The organism is Mucilaginibacter sp. (genome assembly GCF_039207105.1).
Classification (GTDB): Bacteria; Bacteroidota; Bacteroidia; order Sphingobacteriales; family Sphingobacteriaceae; genus Mucilaginibacter.
Window position 1 is genome coordinate 1 of the sequence record NZ_JBCECK010000112.1, and the last position, 17,711, is coordinate 17,711.

Genomic DNA, 17,711 nt, shown 5'->3' on the forward strand with positions numbered 1-17,711 from the left:
ATTGGTTATAGCCTATAACTAAAAGTTCTAACGGCGCAAATGTCGGAAATTATCACTTATTTTAGATTATAGTGATAAAAATTTTACGTTAAATGGAGGTAAATCTTCAATTTAAATATGGTAACATTTGAAAATAGATGATTAAAATGATTTAAACCGATCACGCCGATCAATCAATTATTACACTATCTATTTAAATAACAGGACTTTATATAATGACAAATTAGCAGATATCAGCTATTGATATTTTTAAATATTTCCTTACCTTTGAATCAAATAAGTGGAGAATAAGGGGCTCGAACCCTTCGGGCATGCTGTCAAGACTCACCCGATACACCTGTATATTCCCCTCTGAAATTTTAAACAGTCTTACCTTAAAGTTGCAAGCCGTAAGTAAGACTGTTTTTTTATGCCCTTATATTTCTTCAAAAGGACCTAAATATTCATTTTTAACTTTGTTCTCCCCAACAAACCATTCCTTTAAACCATAATATACTTGATGGTTAGAACCAACCTGATTTTCTTCCGTTATCGTTGGATTAAATGTGTTTATAACACCTGCTTCTTTCAATTTATAAAATGGCGTTGATAATCCCTTATCAAAGGAACTATCAAATTCCTTAATTGTACTAATTATTTCAGAAGCCTTAGAAATTCGGTTTAGATATTTCAGTGCAAATAAAACTTGCTCGGTAGCTGGCCAATTTCTATCAAACACCATCTTGATAATCTTAGGCTCATTGTTTGATGCAATCTCTTTCGAATCTATAGGAACAAATGATTTTAATTCATTTATTAAATTATATATTCTTTGAGCATCAGGGCCAGAGCGAAAAAGCAACTGTTCTAAATCTGCTATTGTGTCTTTGTATGCCATTGTAATATCTTAAAGTTGCATAGCAAATATGAAAACATTTTTTTTCTTAAACAAGAAAAAAGAAAATAAAAATCAAAAGGAAACAAAATTAATTTTATTTATCTGATTTACAGCTAATTAAATATATATATACATTTAAAAAATGAGTACTTTAACTAAGTAACAATAAAACTACCTAACATTCTACTGCTATCAATCTTATCATTAACTATAAACCTTTACTTCTTCTATTTATCATTCTTTCTACTTGTATAATTAATTCTTGTCTTATTATGCAAACTGTAGCTATTGATTTTGATCTAATACTTCATATTACTGCTTAGATGACTAACACTATGCTTAATACTATATTATACCTCGCTATCTTAATTGCTTTTAATAAATAGAACTTGGGATGTCTTTAAGTCTGCTTAGATTATTAAAACTATTGACATTATGAAAGAGAGAACTTCATTTACTCTTATCAAAGTCTCAAGATTTAGTTTATAATCTTATCTAATTGAGTTTTGGAAACTCATGATAATATATAGAATTTTAGCTTGTTCAAAACCAAGGTAGGCTTATAAGGCTATTTAAGACTATGTTATATTGAACAAATTGCACCTGTTAAGAGCTTTCCTAACAGGTACAATTTGTTGCTGACTTACGCCATGTTGCTGGGGTTGTTGTTGTTTGTGTCCTGGTCTTTCTTAGGGTCTGTTGCCTGGGCGGCTGCCTTTATGGATTTGTAAAGCGGGTTGGTTCCTACTTTACCCGCCAGCATCTGCACGTCCAACTTTGGGGGCTGCACTTTAGTTTTTGCCATAACCTTAGGGATTAATTTATAATTAACACAAATATAACACCTAATAAAGCATTGTGTATCAACATTATTATACAAAAAAAGGGCAAAACCAATTAAGTTTTACCCTTTTTTATAATGATCTTTCAGTTGAAGCATGCCTGACCAGCCAGGCCGTTTTAAACTAATAAGAAATCAACCTTCTATTTACAATTAATGTTACTTGGTATACCTGTTAATAATATCTACGATCACTTTGTTCTCATGCAGCTGTGGCAGATAATCAAAAAGGATGTAATGCTTTTCCGGGTCGGAGGCCAGCGCCAGTTCCAACTGGTTAAGCGCTTCATTATATTCGCCTTTGGCAAACAAATAAGCTACCATACGATAGTATAGCTCTGCTGCTTCCGGGTTATTCTTGATCGCTTCCGAGATAATTTCAATAGCGCCCTGCAACCTGCTTTGCTCATACAATATCGACGAATAATCAAGCCAGGCATCCACATCAAGCGGATTAAGCTCAACCACCTTTTCGTAGGCTTGTTCAGCTTCGGTCATGTGGCCCAGTTTATATTCGGCATCGGCAATAGCAAACCAGTAATCGGCGTTGGCTATATCCAGGTCAAGCGCTTTTTTATAAAAGTGCAAGGCCTCAAAATAGCGTTCTTCAAAATCAAGTGTAACACCAATCCCAAACCAGGCATCGGCCAGCTTGGGATCCATCTTAACCGATTTTTTATAAAAAGCACGGGCATCATCCATTTGCTCCAGCTTTTCGTAGCACTCGCCTATAGCACAATAAGTATCGGCATTAGGCTGCTCATACTCAAAAGTGTGGCGGTATACCTCAATAGCTTCAGCATATTTTTCAAGGTTAACTAACGCGTTACCCTTATTAAAGTAAGCCGATGCAAAGCTATCTTTGATCAGTATGGCATAATCATACGCGTCAATAGCTTTTTCAAACAGGCTAAGCTTGGTATAAGCGTTACCTAAATTATACCATGCGGCATAACTGTAGGGCTCGTTATCAATATATTGCTGATAAAATTGAACACTTTCTTGTTGGTTGTCCATTACGTCGTAGCAAAAAGCCAGCTCGTAAAGGGCATCCTGGTTTTCCATATTTTGCTTCAGGCAAAGCTTCAGATAAGTTATGGCCGTGTCATAGTCGCCCATGTTTTGATACACGTAGGCAATATGCAGCAATATCTCATCGGTTTCTTCGGCAAGGCCTAATGCTTTTTCATAATTTTCCAGGGCTTCGCCAAAACGCTCCATGCTCTCGTACAAATTACCGCGGATAATGTAAATATCAGCGTCAGAAGCTTCAAGCATGGCGGCCTTCTCTAAAGCAGCAAAAGCCTCGGTTACTTTGTTGGTTACTACCAGTAACTGGGCCTGTTTAATTAAAAATACCGCTGCAAAAGGGTGTTGATTAAGCGCGTACTCTGCCACTTGTAATGCCTTGGCCGGATCATTTTTCTCGATGTAGTAGTCGATAATGTTCTCAAACGCCTGGGCATCAAAAAAGTACTGGTCGTGATTTCGAATCATTTCCTCGTACCGTTCTACCGAAAACTTTGGATCTTCGGTAAAACCAAATTCAAATTCTTCTTCCATTCAATTTTGTTTGCAGAACATCCGCTTTAGATTAACAATTGTTATTGCTTTTTAAAGACTTATTGAGATCAAAATACGACAACTATGTATCAAAATGACAATTAAGTTTTCAACATTCACACATTTATACAACTATTATATTGCAATTCATTGATAATTAATAAGTATCAATTTAAAGGCCAAAGGTGGGTAAACAAAAAATTGCCTTAAGATTTTTACCTTTGACAAAAGTACAATTATGAACCTCGATATATCAGATATTCTAAAACGTTTACATATAAACGATATTAATGATGCTTTTAGTACAGGTGGTAACTGGGGTAGCAGTGCCAACTCTACGGTTAAAAATATTATATCGCCGATTGACGGTAAAAAAATAGCATCGGTAAAATTTGCTACCGACGGTGACTACAACCAGGTGGTAGAACAGGCCGCCAAAGCTTTTAAAACCTGGCGCACAGCACCCGCTCCCAAACGCGGCGAAATTGTACGTCAAATTGGCGAGGCCCTGCGCACCCACAAACACGACCTGGGCAGCTTGGTATCATACGAAATGGGCAAAAGCCTGCAGGAAGGCTTAGGCGAGGTTCAGGAAATGATTGATATTGCCGATTTTGCCGTAGGCCTTAGCCGCCAGCTTTATGGCCTTACCATGCACTCTGAAAGGCCTGAGCATCGTATGTATGAGCAATACCACCCGCTGGGTATTGTAGGCATCATTTCGGCATTTAACTTTCCGGTAGCCGTTTGGAGCTGGAACTCGCTAATAGCTTGGGTGTGTGGTGATGTTTGTATCTGGAAACCATCAGAAAAAACACCACTCACGGCTATTGCCTGTCAGCATATTGTACAGGCGGTTTTTAAACAAAATAACATTCCCGAAGGTGTATCAAACCTGGTTATCGGCGACCGTAATATTGGCGAGCTGATGGCTGCCGATACCCGTGTTCCTTTAATTTCAGCCACAGGATCAACCCGAATGGGTAAAGCGGTGAGTGCCGCAGTTGGTGCACGCTTAGGCAAAAGCCTGCTGGAACTGGGTGGTAACAATGCCATTATCATCACCGAAAATGCCGATCTGGACATGTCGCTCATTGGCGCGGTGTTTGGCGCGGTGGGTACTGCTGGCCAGCGTTGCACCAGCACACGCAGGCTTATTATTCACGAAAGTGTTTATGAGGCCTTTAAACAAAAGCTGGTAAATGCCTACGGCCAGATCCGTATTGGCAACCCGCTTGATGAGCATAACCACATGGGCCCGCTTATTGATCACGATGCGGTTAATCTTTATCTTGATTCTATTGAAAAATGCAAGGCCGAAGGCGGCAACTTTGTGGTAGAAGGCGGAAAACTTACGGGCGACAACTATTCATCGGGCTGTTACGTAAAACCGTGCATTGCCGAAGTGGAGAATCATTTCAAAATTGTACAGCACGAAACCTTTGCGCCTATACTATACCTTATTAAATACAGCACTATTGATGAGGCCATTGAACTGCAGAATAGCGTTCCGCAGGGCTTGTCATCCGCTATCATGACTAATAATTTACGGGAGGCAGAACAATTTTTATCATACGCTGGTTCTGATTGCGGTATAGCCAATGTAAACATCGGCACATCGGGTGCGGAAATAGGCGGCGCGTTTGGCGGCGAAAAAGAAACCGGCGGCGGTCGCGAATCGGGCTCTGATGCATGGAAAGTTTATATGAGGCGCCAAACCAATACTATTAATTATTCAAAAACGTTGCCTTTAGCGCAAGGCATCAAGTTTGACCTCTAAAAATATTTTACTACTAACTTTTATACATGTTTAATTTCCGCAACTACATTACCGGTACCGCCTTATCAGTTTCACTCTTATTAACTTTAAGTTTACCCGCTTCGGCACAAGTACTTCCCAAACCTGATCCTGAACCACCCAAAGGCTGGCAGTTGATGGATTTAAAAGAGAACGGATTTTACGGTATCAGCCTTAAGCCCGCCTATCTTTTTTTACAAGGCAAAAAAAGCAAAACCGTAGTTGTAGCCACTATTGATAGCGGTGTTGACACGCTGCAAAAAGACCTGAAAAGTATTTTATGGGTAAATACTAAAGAAATCCCCGGTAACGGTATTGACGACGACCATAACGGTTACATTGACGATATTCACGGTTGGAATTTTTTGGGCGGCCCCGGTGGTAAAGCTGATTTTAACGAAACTACAGAAGAAGTTAGGGAATACAATAAGCTAAAAGGCAAGTACGCCTCTCTTACCGATACTAACGCTATTGATAAAAAGGATTATGCCTACTGGAAACATGTTAAAACGGTATATGATACCACCATTAACAAGGCCCATACCGAAACCGAGCAATTGCAGCCTATCATGAACGCGCTGATGGTAACCAGCGGTTATATAAAAAAGGGACTGAACCTGCCTGCCAACGGCACTTTTAAACAGGCCGACCTGGTAAGGCTTAAAATGACCAACGATACCCTTACACAAAGCAAATACGTGTGGGACTCCATCTTCTCGCAGGAAGGCAGCAATCAAAACAACGCGGCCATTATAAAAGATTTGAGCGAGTACCTGGCTAAGTTAAATAACGACCTCTCGCCCGATTTGGAAGCACGCAAACGTATTGTTGGCGACAATGTGGACAGCATGGACCATAAGCCTTACGGTAGCAATCAGCTCAAATTTTCGGATGCATCGCACGGAACAGGCGTGGCCGGCTTAATAGGCGCTATACGTAATAATAACTACGGTATCAATGGCGTGGCTGATAACGTACGCATTATGGCCATTAAGGCTGTACCTAACGGCGATGAGTATGATAAGGATATTGCCAATGCCATCCATTACGCGGTTGATAACGGTGCCAGGATCATCAACATGAGCTTTGGCAAACAGGTATCACCCCATAAAGAATGGCTGGACGAGGCTTTTAAATACGCTGCTTCAAAAGATGTGCTGCTGGTACAGGCTGCAGGTAACGACAGCCAGGATATGGATGTTAAACCCGATTTTCCGAATGACATATTTTTGGATGGCTCATCAACAGATGCGGATAACCTGATCAACGTTGGTGCATCCGGCCCGAGGCTGGATGAGCACCTGGCCGGTGAGTTTAGTAATTACGGCAAAAAGAACGTGGATGTTTTTGCGCCAGGCGTTAAAGTAACCACCGTTGATACCGATGCTGAGTTTATGACCGAAGATGGTACAAGCTTTTCATCGCCCATCACAGCTGGAGTAGCGGCTTTGTTATTGGAGTATTATCCAACCCTAAGTGCCAAACAGCTTAAACAGATCATCCTGCAATCGGCAACGCCTTTAACCGGCACAGAAGTATATAAACCCGGCAGCAAAACTATCAAAGTTGATTTTGCCACGCTGAGCAAAACTGGAGGCATTGTAAATGCTTATAAAGCCTTGCAAATAGCTGCTAAAACCAAAGGAGAGCGGGTTAATTAGCCTTGTTTTGTTATCCTGAGGAACTAAGGATCTGTTCGTGAACTATGCACAAGCAGAAGATTCTTCACTTCGTTCAGAATGACAACTTATCCATAAAGAAGAAAACCCAGCTAACATGCGTTAGCTGGGCTTTCTTCTTTGATCTTAATTCTCCTATTTAATCCTGCTGTTTAACTCAGCAAGTGGCATGGTAACCATACGGCCTATTGGTTTTTTACCCCTGTAGGTAATCACCCTTAGTGTGGTGGCATCCTTAGGAGCATCAATAGGTTCGGTGTATTTAGGATAAAACCTATCCGGGAACGAATTATCAAAACTATAATAGGTATCCAATCCCTCAACCTCATTGGTCAGTGTTATTTTTAAAGTACCATCGGCATTGCGTATGGCAGTAAATGCTGGATCATAGGCACTTGGCGCATATTTAATTTCGGCCGCGTCAAAACGGTTAAACTGTTTCTCCACCTTTCCGAAGAAGTAATTCCAGTTTTTCTTTTCTTTCGGCGACCATACCGATTCGGCTATGGCCATACCTCTTGGCCAGGTCATGTACTCTGCCTGACGAAGGTTGTAAACCTGCTCAGTCCATAAATTAGCCTGACCACCTTTAATTAATTTTGCATCAACACTATCCGGTACAGGTTCAAACTCGTATGATTTGCTGAGGCGCAGCGAAGCGTATATTTTGGTTTCGTTTACACGGTCGCTTTGCATATAGTCAAGGTAAGCAAAGGTAGTTGGGCTCATCACTACCTCGTGGCCTAATTTGGCAGCCTCAATACCACCTTTAATACCCCGCCAGCTCATAACAGCGGCATTGGGGCCAAGGCCTCCTTCAATGATCTCATCCCAACCCATGAATTTTTTACCTTTTGATTCTACTATTTTTTCCAAACGTTTTTCAAAATAGCTTTGTACTTCCTGTTGGGTTTTCAGGTTTTCTTTGGCCATTAACGCTTTAATGGCATCACTTTGTTCCCAGAAATTCTTGGCGCATTCATCACCGCCCATATGTATGTATCCAAACGGAAATAACTGTGCTACCTCAGTTACAACCTTATCTAAAAAAGTGTAAACATTTTCGTTAGCCGGGCAAAGGGTATTATCAACGAGTGCCTTGTTATGTGGGCCGCTCCAATCCATAAAAGGCTCGCCGGAGTTAACCACATATTTATCAGCACCTGGGGTACATGACAGTTCCGGGTAAGCTACCACCGCGGCAAGGCTATGGCCCGGAACATCAATCTCCGGCAATATATTTACAAACCGGTCTTTAGCATATTGTACCAGTTCTTTAATATCATCCTGGGTATAAAACCCGCCATAGGTACGTGGTTCATCAGCAGCTGGCGGCGTAAACGTACCAAACTGCCCTACCTTTTTTACGTTGTGCGATGCTACCTCTGTTAATCTTGGCAGACTTTTGATCTCTACACGCCAGCCCTCATCATCAGTTAAGTGCAGGTGCAGCAAGTTCAGTTTATACTTCACCATCGCATCTATATATTGCTTCACCTCTTCTTTGGTGAAAAAATGGCGCGAAACATCAAACATCAAACCCCTCCAGCCAAAGCGCGGGTAATCGGTAATTTCAACACAAGGCGCAGTCCATTTGATGTTTTTAACCAACTCTTTGCTCTCAATTTCTGATGGCAGTAGTTGCAGCAGGGTTTGCACACCGTAAAATAAACCGGCAGCCTCATTGGCCCTGATCACGATTTTTTTTGCCTTTACCGAAAGGTTATAGCCCTCTGTACCTAAAACCTCATCGGCTGTTTTGTTCAGCACCAATTTGATAGATGCCGTAGGCGCGAGGCTTTTAACTGTAACCGCTGAGCCCGTCGCAGTGCTGAGCTTACTTTTCAGGTAACTGGTTACCGGTAAAAGCTCAGGCTTGCTGCCGGCTTCAACAATTACATTTTTTGGCAGCACAAACTGCCCGGCGAATCTGGCGGTTTTAACTGGTTCGGGAATAATTGATAAGCCGCTTTGAGCCACCTGGCCAAAGGATAAAAAATGCGCCACACAACAGCAGAGCAATAAGGATAGTTTTTTCATACAGAATGGGTTAGTAATTGGATACGTTAACGCAAATTAAACTTTTTAAATAATATTAAAAAGTTGCAGGCTAAATTTTGTTCCATTATATTGCATTATAAATAAAATCCCGTTGCTGTTCCCCACAATAAATCGGATGTTATTAACCAATTATTACCATTTACCTAACCTAAATTAATCTTGCTTATGGCAACTGACAGAAGAAAGTTTTTAAAACAATTTGGCACCTCGGTTATCCTCACTTCGGCATCACTTACCAGTTTGGCCGCTAAAGAGGAGTATGAAAAACGGATACTACAGGCAGAAAAACGCATTACCCCAAACGATAAGATCAGGATTGCCACCATTGGCATGGGTATAATGGGATTTAATGATACTCATGCCGCGCTTAGCGTACCAGGCGTAGAGTTGGTGGCTTGTTGCGATTTGTACAAAGGCCGGCTCGACCGCGCCAAGGAGCTTTACGGTGCTAATCTTTTTACCACTGATAATTACCATGAAATATTAGACCGCAAAGATATTGATGCCGTAATTGTGGCTACCAGCGACAACTGGCATAGTCCTATATCCATCGAAGCTATGCACAAGGGTAAAGCCGTTTACAGCGAAAAGCCAATGGTGCACCACATTAGCGAGGGCTTAAAAGAGATCAAGGCACAACAAGAGACCAAAGCGGTTTTCCAGGTGGGCAGCCAGCGGGTAAGCAGCATTGCCTTTAAAAAAGCACAGGAACTATACCAAAGCGGGGCCATTGGTAAAATAAACGCGGTGGAAGCCTCATTCAGCAGGCAAAGTGCATTGGGTGCCTGGCAGTATACTATACCGCTTGATGCTTCGGAACAAACCGTAAGGTGGGATCAGTTTCAGGCCAACAGTAAAAAAAAATATGATTACGATAGCAATCGCTTTTTCAGGTGGCGCAATTACCGGGAGTATGGTACCGGTGTAGCGGGCGATTTGTTTGTACACCTGCTTACGGGTATTCATTTTATAACCGGATCAAAAGGGCCTGATAAAATATTTTCTATTGGCGACCTTACCTACTGGAAGGATGGGAGGAATGTGCCGGATGTGATGAGCGCCGTGGTTTCATACCCCGAATCGCCGGAACACCCCGCTTTTCAGGCTACTTTGCGGGTGAACTTTGTGAGCGGTGAGGGCGACAGGGCGACAACCAAAATAATAGGATCGGAAGGGGTGATTGACATGAGTGATGGCGGAGGTTTTACCATTCATAAAAGCAAAATGCCTGTAGCTCCCGGCTACGGCGGTTGGGATTCATTCAATACCTATCCCGAAGCTATGCAAAAGGCCATTGTTGCAGAGTACAATAAAAAATACTCCGCTGCCGATCAGCAGGCACCTAAAATGGATGGCATTGTTTACCATGAGCCTGATAACTACAACGACTCTAACGAGCATTTCGCCAATTTTTTTGATTCGATGCGTACCGGTAAGCCAGTTGTTGAAGATGCTGTTTTTGGGTTCCGCGCGGCGGCGCCGTGCCTGGCTTGTAACGATAGTTATTTTGAGAACAAGGTTATTAAATGGGACCCGGTGAATATGAAATTGGGATAGGCCTAAACGTATCTTGTTATTTCCTTTAGATTAACTTGTTAGAGCTAATCTAAAGGAAATAACAAGCTTTTATTTTTTTGAATATTTTACCATTATATCAGTTCTATTTTCTGATGCTGGTATGGTATCTCAATATGTTTAAAGCCCTGTTCTTTTAGCTTATGACTAAAATGTTGCTGCACATCATATTCGCCATGAACCAGGAATATGGTTTTAACCTGTTCAGGATCTTGTCCTGCCAGGAAATGGATGAGGTCTTCATAGTCGCCGTGAGCACTCATTGATTTGATCGACCTTACCTCGGCCTTCACCTCGTACAGTTCACCATAAATATGTACCTCATGATCACCATTGATGAGATGTCCGCCAAGCGAGTTTGGTTCGGCATAGCCTACCATTAAAATGGTGTTTTTACTATTGTTAATGTTATTTTTGATATGGTGCTTTACCCTACCCGCTTCGGCCATGCCCGATGATGATATGATAACGCAGGGGCGCTCATCATTATTCAACGCCTTTGATTCTTCGGTTGATTGAATAAAACGCAGCCCTTTGAAGCCAAACGGATTAGGATCGGTTTTTAAAACCTCCTTCACTTCGCTGTTATAAACTTCGGGATGGTTCATCAGCACTTCGGTAGCTTTTTGCGATAGCGGGCTATCTACGTAATAAGCTACATCGGGCAGTACACCCCTGATTTCAAGTTCATTCAAGGCATATAATAACTCCTGAGTGCGGCCAACACTAAAAGCCGGAATAATTACCTTGCCTCTTTTTATCTCACAGGTTTGTTTGATTACATCCAGCAGGGCATCCTCAATCGGGCCCAGGTCTTTATGCAGTGAATCGCCATAGGTTGATTCAAGTAGAATATAATCTGATTGGTCAAATTTCTCCGGATCATTGAGCAGCAGATCATTATAACGGCCAACATCGCCGCTAAAAGTAATGCGGGTAAGCTTACCATCTTCCAATACGGATAAATGCACTGCCGCGCTGCCTAAAATATGCCCGGCATCGGTAAAGGTGAGTTTAACCCGTGGGGTAATTTCATATTCTTCATGATATTCCACTATCTTAAACAGCCTTAGCGCTTCCATAGCTTGTTCGTCGGTATATAGCGGGGTTAACAGTGGCTGACCCTTACGTGCTCGGTGTTTATTACTGTAGGCTACATCCTGCATTTGTATATGTGCCGAATCCATGAGCAGGATGCGCGCCAGGTCCATTGTTGCCGATGTGCAAAATATGGGGCCATCAAAACCTTCGGCCACCAGGCGGGGTATCAAGCCGCAATGGTCAATGTGTGCGTGCGAAAGCACCATGCAGGTTACCTTTTTAGGGTCGAAGCCAAAATGCTCGTTCATGTCTTCAGAATGCTCGCCCATGCCCTGGAACATGCCGCAATCCAGCAAAATAGAAGTGTTATCTTTTAGCTTGATTAAATGCTTACTGCCGGTAACATTACGGGCAGCGCCGTGAAAGGTTATATTCATGGATAAATGGTGTAAGAAATTGCTAACGAAGATGCACAATAAAAGTTTATTAAAACAAAAACTAAAACTTTAGTTGTTATTTTAAGTTATAGTATTTAACTTAGTTTAACCAATTGGATGTTTGATGTAGTGTTGGTTAATACATCAAAGTTTTTATCATGAAGTGCTATGGAAATTAAAGAGTTAACGCGCGCCGAAGAACAAATTATGCAGGTATTATGGCAACTTGAAAAAGGGTATGTGAAAGATGTGATCGATCTGTTGCCCGAACCCAAGCCTGCGTATAATACGGTATCAACCATTATCAGGATTTTGGAAACAAAAGGCTTTGTAGGGCATACGGCATTTGGTAAAAGCCACCAATACCACCCGGTGGTGAGTAAAGATCAGTATCAGAACTTTGCTGCCGATAAACTATTGAGTGGTTATTTTGATAACTCGGTAAACCGGATGCTATCGTTTTTTGTGAAAAAAGAAAAAATTGACCTGAAAGAGGCCGATGAGATCATGAAACTGATAGAGAAACTTAAAGACAAATAAAAGCAAACTATTATGAACTGGTGGCAATACTTATTACTGGTAAATATTTACCTGGTACTGTTCTATGCGTTTTATGTTTTACTGCTGCGGAAAGAGACCTTCTTTCAACTTAACCGGATTTACCTGGTAACGGCCGCGTTACTATCGTTTTTTATACCACTTATACAGGCAAATTGGGTTCGGGATCTGTTTATTACGCAGCAGGTAAAATATACCATTTACAGTAACACGGTAATGATATACAGTTTTAAGCCAGCAGTTGCTGATTACATCAGTATTGGTCAGGTAATTGCCGTTTTGTATGGCACCGGTATTTTGTTTTTGTCTGCACGCTTTATATGGCAGCTGATAGTGTTAAAAAGGGTGATCAACCAACCGCAGGTAACTGCCGCTTACTCTTTTTTTGGCAAGATCAAGCTTAATGAGGCCGATGCAGAAAACCCGATCATTGAGGCGCACGAGCAGGTGCATGCACAGCAATGGCATTCGGCCGATGTGCTGCTTATTGAACTGGTTATGATCATTAACTGGTTTAACCCCGTGGTTTACCTGTATCGAAATTCTGTTAAGCACATTCATGAATACATTGCCGACAGGGAGGCCATACAAGCTGGCACCAATAAAGCCGAGTATGCCCTGCTGCTGCTGAGCCAAACATTTGAAGCGCCAACTCATCGGTTAGTAAATCCGTTTTATAATCACAGTTTATTAAAACAGCGTATTATCATGTTACAAAAAAATAAATCGCAGCGTATATCGCTCATTAAATATGGCCTGTCGGCACCGTTGTTTATACTGATGCTCATATTATCGTCAGCAACAATAAATAACAGTAAACCGGTTTCGGTTATTAAGATCAGGGCCAATCAATTATTTACTGCACCCGCGCAAACAAGCCTTTTGGAAAGCAAAGTTACCAATGAACAGATAGTTAAAAAGGCCGACACGGTAATAAACAAAACCACTGTGTATACCTCGGTTGATAAAGTGCCGGAGTTTCCGGGTGGCCTTGAGGCCTTTGGTAAGTTTTTGGGTTCAAACATCAGGTATCCGAAAATTGCACGTGATCAGGGAGTACAAGGAAGGGTTATAGTAACCTTTGTAGTGGAGATGGATGGTTCATTATCGGGCTATGAAATTGTGAGAGGGGTTAGTAAAGATTTGGATGAAGAGGCTTTAAGGGTGCTTAAAACATCTCCGAGCTGGACGCCAGGTATAAAAGATAATGAAAAGGTACGTACCCAATATACAGTTCCAATCAGTTTTACCCTTGCTAAGGAAGATGACAGTTCGCCGACAACAAAGTCAGACCAGGTATTTACCGCTGTTGAGCAGGTACCTGAATTTCAGGGTGGAATTAGTGGTTTAGAGCACTTCTTGATAACTACTATCAAATATCCTAAGGAAGAACGGGAAAAAGGTATTCAGGGAAGGGTTATAGCTATGTTTGTAGTAGAGCCCGATGGTTCCCTGTCAAACATTAAGATTCTCAGAGGTGTAAGCAAAGGTTTGGACGATGAATCGCTGCGCGTTCTGGCATTGTCGCCCAAGTGGAAGCCCGGCTATCAAAACAATAAGGCTGTAAGGGTTCAATATTCTATTCCTATCAGTTTTACCCTGAGTGATCACGATAAAACAGGAAAACCTCAACAAAATAAATCCGGCGATGTAGAACACGGTAAAGGGCTTGGCGCTGTTACCGGCTACCATGATGTAAAGGATACTGGCAAAGCATATTTTGGTAACACAAAAATTTCAATCAATCCTAAAGCCGAAACCATTTCCGTTCCGTTGTACATAGTTGATGGGAAAGCCTTGGTATCGGGAGATGTAGGTACTTTAAGTGCGGATGATATTCAAAGCATAAGAGTGGTGAAAGATAAAATGGCAGTTTCTATAGCTGCCATTTACGGCGAGAGAGGCGCAAATGGCGTTGTGCTCATTACTACTAAAAATAAGAATTTGAAATTTCCGGAGGCTAAAGGTTAATACAATTTAGAACAGCTTAATTGAAATAAAAGGATTGCTTTATTTTTTGAAAGCTATATATTTGACCCGTTATTACAGCAATTGGTTAAACATAGCTTTTTAATTAGTAATAAACTTAATACAGGAGTATTTCATATTATCCACATTTTTATGTGGAAACTGCCTGTATAAATGCTTAGCTTTGCAACGATTTTTGATATACATATAATAGATAATTACATATCTCGCTTAAAATGAAAAGTTTTATTTCGCCAACACTGTATGCAGGTTTAAACTATGTGATAGCCCTTGTGCTAATAGCATCACCTTGGTTATTTGGTTTTGAAGGTCATAAAATAGGTGCCGCTTTACTTTTACCTATGATCATTGGCTGGTTTCAGCTTATCATGGCTATCTTTAGCAACAACAGCTTAGGCTTTTTAAAGCAGTTCCCTATGCAAATGCACTTCTTTTTAGATGTACTTTCAGGTTCATTCTTGTTTTGCTCTCCTTGGATATATGATTATGCTCATGTAACATTTTGGCCACAGGTATTGATGGGTGGCTTATTGGTAATTATGGGTGCATTTACCAAAGGTTCAAGATTTACTACACCTCCGGTTCATCATTATGATAAAGGTTTAGCCGGAATTATCGACTAATTACCGGTTCAGTTTTAAGACATACTTTAAGTAAAGGGCTGTACAAATATTTGTGCAGCCCTTTGTTTTTATCGAGTTAAGATAATTATCTAAAATACCTCATTAAGCCCTAAAAAAAAGCCGCTTGACCCATAAGTACCCCGGCCATAATCAATACACAAATTGGAACGTGTGTATTTGTTAAACAGTAGCCGAAGCCCTACCCCTGCTCCCGGCTCCCAATACCTGAGCAGTTTGATGTTGCGCTGGTTATCTGCCGATTCTATATTTACAAACGTAACGCCACTCAATAGCTTATTATCCGTGATAGGGAAACGGTATTCGGCCTCGTTGTATACAAAAGATAGGCCTTTAAAGCGACCGATAATAAAAGCGCGCCCTATCCGGCCATAAGCATCAGAGCCGGTGCCAGGCAGATCAAGATAGGGTAATGAGCCGCTGATAAGATAGTTGGCCCAATGCCATATGGCAAATACATTTTCAGGGTTTGAGCTCGACAGGCTCCAGTACTTCCTGAACTCGGTTCTTAACTGCAATGCTTTGCGGTTACTGCCCAGCCACGTTTCATTTTCCTTCAAAATAACATCGGCATAAATACCCTTAAACGGGCGATTAGGCTGATCTCGGTTATTGAATTGAAAGTTTACCAGTATGCCGTTGGCCTGGTAGGCGGTGGTAGGGTAGCCATTTTGAACGCTATACCTAAAATTGTGTGTTTCAGTTATTGGTATGTTTTTACGGTCGTCGTCAATATGGCTGTACAGGTTGAAACTCAGGCCCGCGCCAATGTAAAAGCTCGGCGCTATTTTCCGGTAAATGCGTTCATTTACTTTGAGGTAAACATACCGTACAGGAAACTCATTAGGGTTGTTGGCAAAATGCTCATTGTTCATGTGCAGTTCGCCATCGCCAAAACTGCGCCGGCCGGTACCAAGGCCGTTATCTTTGGCTATAGTTTTACCTATTTGAAAAACACCCTGCAGGTTCCATTTATTTTCAGACGAAAACGCGTTGTGTTTGAGCTCGAAAGTAGAGAGCTTATTGGTTGAAATATAAACCCCCGCGTTAATTACCGAAAGGGTAGTATTGGCCGGGTTGCCAAAGTATTTACCGCCCGATGAAATAGCCCCAATGGCAAAACCAACACTAGGGTTATAAGCTGCTGATGGCAATACCGACCAGCTGCCTTCTTTGGTCATATCAACAACTTTTGGGGTTTTACTTTTTCCACTAAAAAAATCGCTCAAAATACCATTAGCATCCCTTTGCGACTCCAGTGAATCGGCATGGTTTGCATATGATTGTGCAAACAAGGAGGCGGTACTTAAAGTTACCAGGTACACGGCAAGCGTATACCTGCAAACAGATCTGATCAATTAGGTTAATTAGTTAGTATTACCGCTAATATAAAATTATAAGGTGATTATAAAAATGAGGCAGTGCTAAATGACTGTTAATTTTATAGTTGAAGGTTACTTTACAACGGTTGCTTGTATTAATATAAAATGCAATGAAGTATTCTTGTAAAGTGATTGTTGTTATTGGCATGCTTGCTCTTATGGGATGTGATAGTTTTTTTAATAAAACTATTTATTTGAATACTCAAAAAATGCAAGAATCAGATAAGAATATTGGAGATTCTGAAATGGAGCTTGCTTTTATATCTGCATATTTTTGCCATAAAAATAATGTTAACAGTGCTGCTGAGCCTTGGGCCGATCTTTTTATTTGTTCAGTACAGCACAAGGGAAGTCAATTAGTAGATACTATTTTGGTACTCGACACGAATTTGAGAAAAGATGGAAAAAATATCATAGATGATAATCGATTTTCGCTTGCCTTGAGAAACGCCAAGAAATTAAATAACTGCAAAGTTTTAGCACCTGAAAAATGGCGAATCTTATTCAATCGCTATAAATATAAATACGCGTCGGTTACTATAGCAACCGATGATTAAGGCCTGAATTAATAGGGCTGTTTTCATTAAAATTGATCTGCTTTGTGAGACTGTGATTCAGATGAAAGCTTTTGATTGCATTTTATCTCTCAATAAAAACTTCAAAACCATTTGCTTATAAAATAAATAGCTGTATCTTTGCAGTCCCGAAAATGCGGGGTATAATAAACGTTTAAACAATTTAATTTAAAGCAAGTGAATACGTTAAGTTACAAAACTGTCTCAGCCAACAAAAAAACCGTTAACAAACAATGGGTTGTTGTTGACGCACAAGGCGAGATTTTGGGGCGCTTGTCCACTAAGATCGCAATGATCATCCGTGGTAAAACCAAGCCAGATTTCACCCCGAACGTAGACTGCGGTGATAATGTAATAGTTATCAATGCAGACAAGGTAAAGTTGACCGGAAACAAATTCAGTGACAAAACTTATGTTTCGTACACTGGTTATCCAGGTGGTCAGCGTTTCATTTCTCCTAAGGAGTTAATGGCGAAACATCCAACCCGCGTAATTGAAAAAGCGGTACGTGGTATGTTACCTAAAAGTCGTTTGGGCAAAGCATTATTTGGTAATCTGTATGTATATGCAGGTTCTGAGCATCCTCATGCAGCACAAAACCCAACAACCATTTAACTTTTAATTTTTAAAGGAGAAAAGAAATGCCAACAACTAACACTTCAGGCAGAAGAAAAACAGCCGTTGCCCGCATCTA

The 17,711-nt window shown here is 41.0% G+C and carries 14 protein-coding genes; 8 read left to right on the forward strand and 6 right to left on the reverse strand.

Going from position 1 to position 17,711, the window contains the following annotated elements; genetic code table 11:
• Positions 1–415 precede the first annotated feature (415 nt).
• From AAGC65_RS18755 to AAGC65_RS18765, 3 genes are all read right to left on the reverse strand, one after another.
• On the reverse strand, positions 416–877 hold the full coding sequence (locus tag AAGC65_RS18755; RefSeq protein WP_343113998.1) for a hypothetical protein: 462 nt from the start codon (positions 875–877) through the stop codon (positions 416–418).
• A 643-nt stretch (positions 878–1,520) separates the two neighbouring features.
• Positions 1,521–1,682, reverse strand: a complete 162-nt coding sequence (locus AAGC65_RS18760; protein WP_343113999.1) for a hypothetical protein — start codon at positions 1,680–1,682, stop codon at positions 1,521–1,523.
• 195 nt (positions 1,683–1,877) lie between these two features.
• Entirely contained in the window at positions 1,878–3,281 is a 1,404-nt protein-coding gene (locus AAGC65_RS18765; protein WP_343114000.1) for a tetratricopeptide repeat protein, read from the reverse strand.
• Positions 3,282–3,519: 238 nt separating this feature from the next.
• On the opposite strand from AAGC65_RS18765, the gene AAGC65_RS18770 reads away from it, so the two are divergent.
• On the forward strand, positions 3,520–5,061 hold the full coding sequence (locus tag AAGC65_RS18770; RefSeq protein WP_343114001.1) for an aldehyde dehydrogenase family protein: 1,542 nt from the start codon (positions 3,520–3,522) through the stop codon (positions 5,059–5,061).
• Positions 5,062–5,087: 26 nt separating this feature from the next.
• Entirely contained in the window at positions 5,088–6,740 is a 1,653-nt protein-coding gene (locus tag AAGC65_RS18775) for a S8 family serine peptidase (protein ID WP_343114002.1), read from the forward strand.
• Positions 6,741–6,893: 153 nt separating this feature from the next.
• Here AAGC65_RS18775 and AAGC65_RS18780 read toward each other — a convergent pair whose 3' ends face one another.
• Entirely contained in the window at positions 6,894–8,798 is a 1,905-nt protein-coding gene (locus AAGC65_RS18780; protein WP_343114003.1) for a family 20 glycosylhydrolase, read from the reverse strand.
• Positions 8,799–8,984: 186 nt separating this feature from the next.
• On the opposite strand from AAGC65_RS18780, the gene AAGC65_RS18785 reads away from it, so the two are divergent.
• A complete protein-coding gene (locus AAGC65_RS18785; RefSeq protein WP_343114004.1) occupies positions 8,985–10,376 on the forward strand; it encodes a Gfo/Idh/MocA family oxidoreductase in 1,392 nt (463 codons plus the stop codon).
• Between the two features lie 92 nt (positions 10,377–10,468).
• Here the strand turns inward: AAGC65_RS18785 and AAGC65_RS18790 are convergent, their stop codons facing one another.
• Complete coding sequence (locus tag AAGC65_RS18790) at positions 10,469–11,872, reverse strand: MBL fold metallo-hydrolase (RefSeq protein ID WP_343114005.1); 1,404 nt, start codon at positions 11,870–11,872, stop codon at positions 10,469–10,471.
• A 168-nt stretch (positions 11,873–12,040) separates the two neighbouring features.
• On the opposite strand from AAGC65_RS18790, the gene AAGC65_RS18795 reads away from it, so the two are divergent.
• The 3 genes from AAGC65_RS18795 to AAGC65_RS18805 all read left to right on the forward strand — a co-directional run bounded on the left by AAGC65_RS18795 (position 12,041) and on the right by AAGC65_RS18805 (position 15,042).
• Positions 12,041–12,412, forward strand: a complete 372-nt coding sequence (locus AAGC65_RS18795) for a BlaI/MecI/CopY family transcriptional regulator (protein ID WP_343114006.1) — start codon at positions 12,041–12,043, stop codon at positions 12,410–12,412.
• A gap of 12 nt (positions 12,413–12,424) precedes the next feature.
• Positions 12,425–14,401: a TonB family protein gene (locus AAGC65_RS18800; protein ID WP_343114007.1), complete on the forward strand. Its 1,977-nt coding sequence runs from the start codon at positions 12,425–12,427 to the stop codon at positions 14,399–14,401.
• Positions 14,402–14,634: 233 nt separating this feature from the next.
• The gene (locus AAGC65_RS18805; RefSeq protein ID WP_343114008.1) at positions 14,635–15,042 is read left to right on the forward strand and encodes an SPW repeat protein; all 408 of its coding nucleotides are present in this window, start codon (positions 14,635–14,637) and stop codon (positions 15,040–15,042) included.
• 89 nt (positions 15,043–15,131) lie between these two features.
• Here AAGC65_RS18805 and AAGC65_RS18810 read toward each other — a convergent pair whose 3' ends face one another.
• Entirely contained in the window at positions 15,132–16,418 is a 1,287-nt protein-coding gene (locus tag AAGC65_RS18810) for a BamA/TamA family outer membrane protein (RefSeq protein WP_343114009.1), read from the reverse strand.
• Between the two features lie 134 nt (positions 16,419–16,552).
• Between AAGC65_RS18810 and AAGC65_RS18815 the strand changes: the two genes are divergently transcribed.
• Complete coding sequence (locus tag AAGC65_RS18815; RefSeq protein ID WP_343114010.1) at positions 16,553–16,999, forward strand: hypothetical protein; 447 nt, start codon at positions 16,553–16,555, stop codon at positions 16,997–16,999.
• A gap of 195 nt (positions 17,000–17,194) precedes the next feature.
• Positions 17,195–17,632, forward strand: a complete 438-nt coding sequence (gene rplM / locus AAGC65_RS18820; RefSeq protein ID WP_290327650.1) for a 50S ribosomal protein L13 — start codon at positions 17,195–17,197, stop codon at positions 17,630–17,632.
• Positions 17,633–17,711 lie beyond the last annotated feature (79 nt).